This window comes from Cecembia sp., assembly GCF_007126775.1.
GTDB lineage: Bacteria > Bacteroidota > Bacteroidia > Cytophagales > Cyclobacteriaceae > Cecembia.
The window spans coordinates 1-6,481 of sequence record NZ_SLAP01000058.1 but is presented as its reverse complement, the minus strand read 5'-3'; the positions used below and the strand labels follow the sequence as shown (position 1 = coordinate 6,481).

5 protein-coding genes and 1 pseudogene are annotated in these 6,481 nt (G+C 39.2%); 2 read left to right on the top strand and 4 right to left on the bottom strand.

All coding sequences use genetic code 11. From position 1 onward, the window contains the following. Together QZT73_RS04180 and QZT73_RS04175 are read right to left on the bottom strand one after the other, a co-directional pair. A pseudogene (locus tag QZT73_RS04180) lies at positions 1-583 on the bottom strand (response regulator); the annotation flags it as partial. Next, on the bottom strand, positions 580-1,653 hold the full coding sequence (locus QZT73_RS04175) for a histidine kinase (RefSeq protein WP_291786762.1): 1,074 nt from the start codon (positions 1,651-1,653) through the stop codon (positions 580-582). The pseudogene QZT73_RS04180 and the gene QZT73_RS04175, both read right to left, overlap by 4 nt. Before the next feature lie 252 nt (positions 1,654-1,905). Here QZT73_RS04175 and QZT73_RS04170 point away from each other — a divergent pair, with 252 nt between their 5' ends. After that, entirely contained in the window at positions 1,906-4,425 is a 2,520-nt protein-coding gene (locus QZT73_RS04170) for a TonB-dependent receptor (protein ID WP_291786759.1), read from the top strand. 268 nt (positions 4,426-4,693) lie between these two features. Here the strand turns inward: QZT73_RS04170 and QZT73_RS04165 are convergent, their stop codons facing one another. Both QZT73_RS04165 and QZT73_RS04160 read right to left on the bottom strand, forming a co-directional pair. After that, entirely contained in the window at positions 4,694-5,671 is a 978-nt protein-coding gene (locus tag QZT73_RS04165) for a pyruvate dehydrogenase complex E1 component subunit beta (RefSeq protein ID WP_291778579.1), read from the bottom strand. Between the two features lie 79 nt (positions 5,672-5,750). Next, entirely contained in the window at positions 5,751-6,170 is a 420-nt protein-coding gene (locus QZT73_RS04160; protein WP_291778581.1) for a rhodanese-like domain-containing protein, read from the bottom strand. Between the two features lie 71 nt (positions 6,171-6,241). On the opposite strand from QZT73_RS04160, the gene QZT73_RS04155 reads away from it, so the two are divergent. Then, positions 6,242-6,481: metallophosphoesterase family protein (locus QZT73_RS04155; protein ID WP_291786757.1), on the top strand; the 240-nt coding region annotated here is incomplete at its 3' end.

Sequence of the window (6,481 nt, the reverse complement as noted above, 5' to 3'; positions counted from 1 at the left end):
TGGGCAATATATCTTCCATACTTTTCATACTGCTCAGTGATAACAATGGGCTTTTTTTTTTTTTTTTTTAGACTTTTACATAATCTTTATAGGCTTCTATATGGGTAATTTGACTGAGTAAGACCTTTACCAATTGGTATTCCACTTTTAAAAAAATAAAATCTCCGATCATATTCGGAGCCGTTACTTCCTGTTTGCTGCGGTTCCTTTGTTCTACATACTGATAAGCTTTGGTGGCCGCTTTTAAAAATTCCTCGTAACTAAAAGGTTTTAAAAGGTAATCCAATGCATCAACCTTATAGCCTTCTATAGCAAATTGATTGTAAGCGGTTGTAAAAATTATCCTCGATTTTTTTTCACTTTGTTTGCCTTCCAGTATTCTCGCCAATTCCATTCCTGATAAGTCCGGCATTTGAATATCCAGGAACACCAAATCTATTTCATACTTGTTGAGGTAACCTAATGCTTCTATGGCATTGTCAAACTTTGCCTCTAAGGATAAAAATGATGTTTGTTCAATAAATTTACTGATCAGGTCCAATGCCAAAGGTTCGTCATCCACTGCTATGCATGTGATTTTCATTTTATTTTTAAAATAAGGTGCAACCTGTATTCGTTTTCAGGATTGATTTTGTCAATGGTCAAAGTGTATTTTCCGGGATATAAGAGATCCAACCTTCTCATAGTATTGATTAGGCCTATGCCGCTTGCACTGCCTTCAGGAGTATTCTCACTTGATTTGAATATAGTATTCTTTGTCTCCAGGTGCAACTCGTTTTCAGTTTTTTCCAAACGGATTTGTATATGGCTGTCAGTTTGGGAACTGACACCATGTTTGAAGCAGTTTTCAATGATTGGCAAAAGAAGCATGGGGGCAATTTCAACATCTTTAACTTTTTCCGGCAATTGAATATCAAGTTTAACTTTCTGGGTAAGCCTCATTTTCATGAGTTCAAGAAAATCTTTGATGAAATCCAACTCTTTGGAGAGCAAAGTTTGGTTTTTTTCTGTTTCATAGAGCACATACCGCATCATTCTGGATAACTTGAGCAGCGCTGTTTTGGCTTTTTCTACATCAATATTGGTTAATGAATAAATGTTGTTCAGTGTGTTAAAGAAGAAATGGGGGTTAATTTGTGCTTTCAGGAAAGAAAATTCAGAATTTGTTTTTTCTTTTTCCAATCTCAGTCTGATTTTTTCGTCTTCTTGCCACTTTTGAACTGTTGCGATACTGGTACTGATCCCAACAGACATGTAGAAAACCAGAAGGTGGGAGATATCCCAATAGTAATTTCTTGGCCTAGGTGTGTGAGGGACATCTGGGCGAAAGGTCCTGTGCATGATCTCCTGCATTCCAACGAAGTCATCGTATACAATTAAAATCCCTACATATATCAGCCCAGCCAAAAAATTCACGATAAGAAAGACAGAAGTTCTGTTTCTGAAAAGGGTACGCTCAATGAGGTACATGTAATTGAAGTAAAAAATCCCGATCAGGAAGGAAAACATAATCCCTTGCTTTATCCAGAACTCTATTGGCCTTTCTACTCCTGCAGACAATGGGGAGAGAACAAACAACACCAAACCAATCAGCAACCAGGCCAGGATATGTATGAGAATTGTAATATTTTTTTTTAGACCACTGCTTTCCATCGAATTAAAATAGGTGAATTTCCAGTAAACTAAAATAAAATTTTACGGTTTTGCTAAAAGTATCTACCAATAGCTCGATTATGCCGATGAATTGATGTATTTAAAAGATAAAGTTTTGTTTGCCCGGAATCTTCAGGGGTTTATCCGATTAATAAGGCTTTTGGTCGAGACATCTGCGGTACTGGTCTATCGCTTTTTCTTTTGAAAGCACAATAGTTTTCCTTTGTTACTGTAAAATATCCGCAAAAAAACATGAAAACGCTAAACCAATTATTAATTGCCTTTTTCACTATGCTGGCACTGACGGCCCAGATGGCCCAAGTTCATGCCCAACAGGTAGAAAAGCCTGTTTTTAAAATTTCCGGAAAAATTCTTGAGAAAGGTTCAGAAGATCCCGTACCCTATGCTTCTGTAGCACTTTTGGAAGCTGAAAGTGGAATGACGATAGCCGGTGCAGTGGCAGATTTTGAGGGAGAGTTTGTTATTTCAAATTTTGAAGCCGGTAAATACCAGGTTCAGATCAATTTCCTTGGTTTTGAGGGATATACTACCCCGGTGCTTGAAATTACTGATGCCAGCCCGGTCATGGAACTTGAAAATATCATCCTAGTCTCAGAAGCTGTTTCTCTTCAAGAAGTTACAGTAATGGGGCAAAGAGACCTTATTGAAGAGAAGGTCGACCGTACTATTTATAATGCAGAAAATGATAAAACCTTAGTAGGTGGTGATGCTACCGATGTAATGCGGCGTGTTCCTATGCTTTCTGTTGATTTGGACGGTAATGTTTCTATGCGGGGAAGCAGTAATATTCTGGTATTGATCAATGGCAAGCAATCAGCTATTGTGGCATCCAATGTAGCAGACGCTTTGAAGCAGATCCCAGCCGAAGAAATTAAATCTATTGAAGTGATCACTTCTCCCTCTGCAAAATACGATGCAGAAGGCACAGGCGGTGTCATTAATATCGTCACTAAAAAGAACAACCTTCAAGGTGCTACGCTAAATATTAACAGTAGTGCTGGATTGAGAGGCTCCAATTTGGGTTTGAATGCCAACTTGAAACAAGGAAAAATGGGATGGACCTTAGGTGGGTTTGGACGGGCAGGGTACAATATCCTGGGTTCATTTGAAAACAACCAATTGGTGACCAATGCGGATGGCACCACCTTGAATATTTTACAGAATGCGGATACCCGTAACAATATGATCTTTGGAAGGTACAACCTGGGCTGGGATTATGATATCGATAAGTATAATTTTATGACCGCCTCGGTAAGCTTTGGTCTCAGAAATATGAATAACAAACAGGATGGCCTGCTGACTGAGACGTTTTTTGAGGAAGAATTGGTTTCTTCCCTGTTGCGGGATGTGGATATCAGAAACCTGAGCAATAATGTTGATGTCAACTTCAACTATACAAAGACCTATGAGAAGCCACAAAAGGAATTTAGTATTTCATCTTTGTACAGTCAGAATAACCTGACCAATGATTTTGTCAACAGCCTTTACAACGGCACTTTTACTGATATCGCCAGTAGAATCAAAAACAATAACCTTGGTAGAAACCAAGAGTTTACAGTACAGTTGGATTACGTTAATCCCATAGGATCAGGTAAAAACCAGATTTTGGAGTATGGCGCCAAAAATATCATGCGAAGAGCACAAAGTGATTTCGCATATTTTACAGCAGAAGGGTCTGATGGAGAATTTGTCCAAATCGATGACATTGCTTTTTCCAACGAATTCAGTTATGATCAAAATGTAACTGCTGGATATGCTTCTTACACTGCAACAATACTAAAAAATTACGGTTTAAAAGCAGGTCTAAGGTATGAATATACAAATATTGATGCAGACTTTAGAAATGCAGAATTGGAAACAGATATTCCTTCCTATGGTCTATTCGTTCCAAGTTTGAACCTGAGCAGAAAATTTCAGAATGGCAATATGATCAAAGCTGCCTATAATCGAAGGGTACAGAGACCTTTCCTTAATTTCCTGAATCCGAATATCAATGCAGCAAACCCACAACAGGTATCGCAGGGAAACCCTTTATTGGATCCTGAGTTGACGGACAATTACGAACTTTCCTACAGTACCTATACCAAAGCTATGACGCTTAATTTCACCACCTACTTTAGAAACACAACCGGGTCAATTCAGCCAGTAAGGACTGTGAGGGATGACGACATTATCTTTACAACTTTTGAAAATATCGGTCAGGAAAGGGCTTATGGATTCTCTGTATTTTCGAATGTAAATCTTTCCGGTAAATTTTCTCTTAATGGTAGTGTGGATGGATATTACGCGGACTTGAGTAATGGCCTTGAGGATCCCCTGTTTGCAGCCAGTAACCAAGGCTTTGTGCTAAGCGGGAGGATATTTGCGAACTACTCTTTGCCCAACAACTGGCAATTGCAATCTTTCGCCTTTATGAGAGGAAGACAGGTGCAACTTCAGGGTTCTGCTGGTGGTTTTGGAATATACAGTTTGAATATCAATAAGCAGTTCAATGAAAAAAGAGGAAGTATAGGATTTGGTGCGGAAAATTTCTTTACTACAGAATTTAGAATCCGAAATGAATTGCAGACGCCTAACATTATGCAGCAGAGTATTGTCGGTTTAAGAAATATGAACTTCAAGATCAATTTCAACTATAGAATCGGCAAACTAAGCATGGAACCTAGTAGGAGAAAACGCAGGGGAGTAAGCAATGATGATATCAAAGAAGGCGGAGGAGAAGGTGGCGGAGCCGTTTTGAATAGCAATTGATAAATAGATAGATTGATTTGTCAAAAGTCCGCTGGTATTGCCAGCGGACTTTTTTATTTAGATAGATACAATGTCAATTATCTTTAAACTGAAATAGGCATTAAACCCGGATTCTAAGACTTCAACAAGTAAGGTTAAGTTAGATGGAACTATTCATTAGGGTCAGTCGTAGCCTGTCCCGGTGGATATCGGGAAGAGGTCAAAACACAAAAAAAGTCTTCCAAAGCAATTTGGAAGACTTTTTTTTAAACTTAAATAAAGAACAGGACTACTTGTACATTACCTGCTTTACTGCTTCTAATGTCCTTTTTACATTGGGTATGGTTGCATCGATATAAGTGGGAGCATAACTCAAAGGCACATCCATGGAATTGACCCTAACTACAGGAGCATCCAAATAATCAAATGCATTTCTTTGAAGGTGGTATGCAATCTCAGAGGATATGGCAGCCAATGGATTGGCCTCTTCCACTACTACACAGCGATTGGTCTTTTTTACAGACGCCACTACTGCTGCATAATCTATTGGCCTTACCGTTCTAAGGTCGATCACTTCAGCTTCTATTCCGTCTTTTGCCAATTCTTCAGCAGCTTCTAAGGCTACTTTCATTATTTTCCCAAATGATACGATGGTTACATCTTTGCCTTTCCTTTTGACATCAGCGACACCTATTGGAAGCAAGTACTCCCCCTCTGGCACCTCCCCTTTGTCAGAATACATCAATTCTGACTCCATGAAAATTACCGGGTCTGGGTCTCTAATAGAGGCTTTAAGCAATCCTTTGGCATCATAAGGATTGGAAGGAACCACTACTTTAAGTCCAGGGGTATTGGCAAACCAGTTTTCAAAGTTGGAGGAATGGGTAGCTCCAAGCTGACCAGCATTTCCTGTAGGCCCTCTGAAAACGATGGGTACACTATAAGCACCACCGGACATGGCCAACATCTTGGCGGCGGAATTGATTATTTGATCTATTGCTACCAAAGAAAAGTTGAATGTCATAAACTCTATGATTGGCTTTAGGCCATTCATAGCAGCACCTACACCCAATCCGGCGAAGCCAAGTTCTGAAATTGGTGTATCGTAAACCCTGTCCGGGCCAAACTCATCCAACATACCTTGTGAAACTTTATAAGCTCCGTTATATTCTGCCACTTCCTCTCCCATGAGAAACACGTCTTTGTCGCGTCTCATCTCTTCGGACATAGCTTCTCTTAATGCTTCTCTGAATTGAATAACTCTCATTGTAAACAGTATTTTCGGCCGTAAAAATAGAAACTAATCCCTCAAATCCAAAACTACATTTTGGCTTGTGCGATTTATTTTACGGGGTTTTGACTAAGGGTTTGCCTGCTTCTATCCAATTGTTGAGCCCTTCTTCCAGCATGTACACTTTTTTGAAGCCCATTTCTTTCATTTTTTCTGTAGCTGGAATGGTACGCTTCGCAGATCTGCAATACACATAATAGGTCCTCTTTTTATTCAACTTATTCAAATCTTCTTCAAAATGCTCCCCTAGGAAATCAGCAAATTGCGCTCCCTCAATATGGCCTTCAGCGACTTCCTCCGGTGTTCTGATGTCCAGTATGACATGGCTTTTCTTTTTATTTGCTTCCTTTTCAAATTTGTCAGGGCTTAACTTAGGGGCACCTTCTTGCGCAAGCACATCATTGATAAAGGCCAGGGAAAATAAAAGGCCAAAAATTATAGCAGTAATTTGAATGTATGATAAATAAGTTTTCATTTTTATTGGCGCGTTTAATTTTGAACTTGCATGAATACAAAAATAAGGATTATTTCTAAGCTAACTCAGTTATGGTCAAAATTGCCTTGATTTCTGATTCTCATAGCTACATCGACGAGGTGGTGCTTTCACATTTGACAGATGTGGATGAAATTTGGCATGCCGGAGACATTGGAGATCTAAAAGTTGTCGAAAGCTTGCCCAGTGATAAAACCCTCCGTATAGTAACAGGTAATATTGATGATGCCCAAGCAAGGTCAATGTTTCCTGAGGAGATTTTTTTCGAAGTAGAGAGCCTGAAAATTTTGATG

What these genes read in the sequence shown, in the direction of transcription:
- QZT73_RS04175 (WP_291786762.1), bottom strand. Translation starts at nt 1,653, where the DNA reads ATGGAAAGCAGTGGTCTAAAAAAAAATATTACAATTCTCATACATATC.
- QZT73_RS04170 (WP_291786759.1), top strand. Translation starts at nt 1,906, where the DNA reads ATGAAAACGCTAAACCAATTATTAATTGCCTTTTTCACTATGCTGGCA.
- QZT73_RS04165 (WP_291778579.1), bottom strand. Translation starts at nt 5,671, where the DNA reads ATGAGAGTTATTCAATTCAGAGAAGCATTAAGAGAAGCTATGTCCGAA.
- QZT73_RS04160 (WP_291778581.1), bottom strand. Translation starts at nt 6,170, where the DNA reads ATGAAAACTTATTTATCATACATTCAAATTACTGCTATAATTTTTGGC.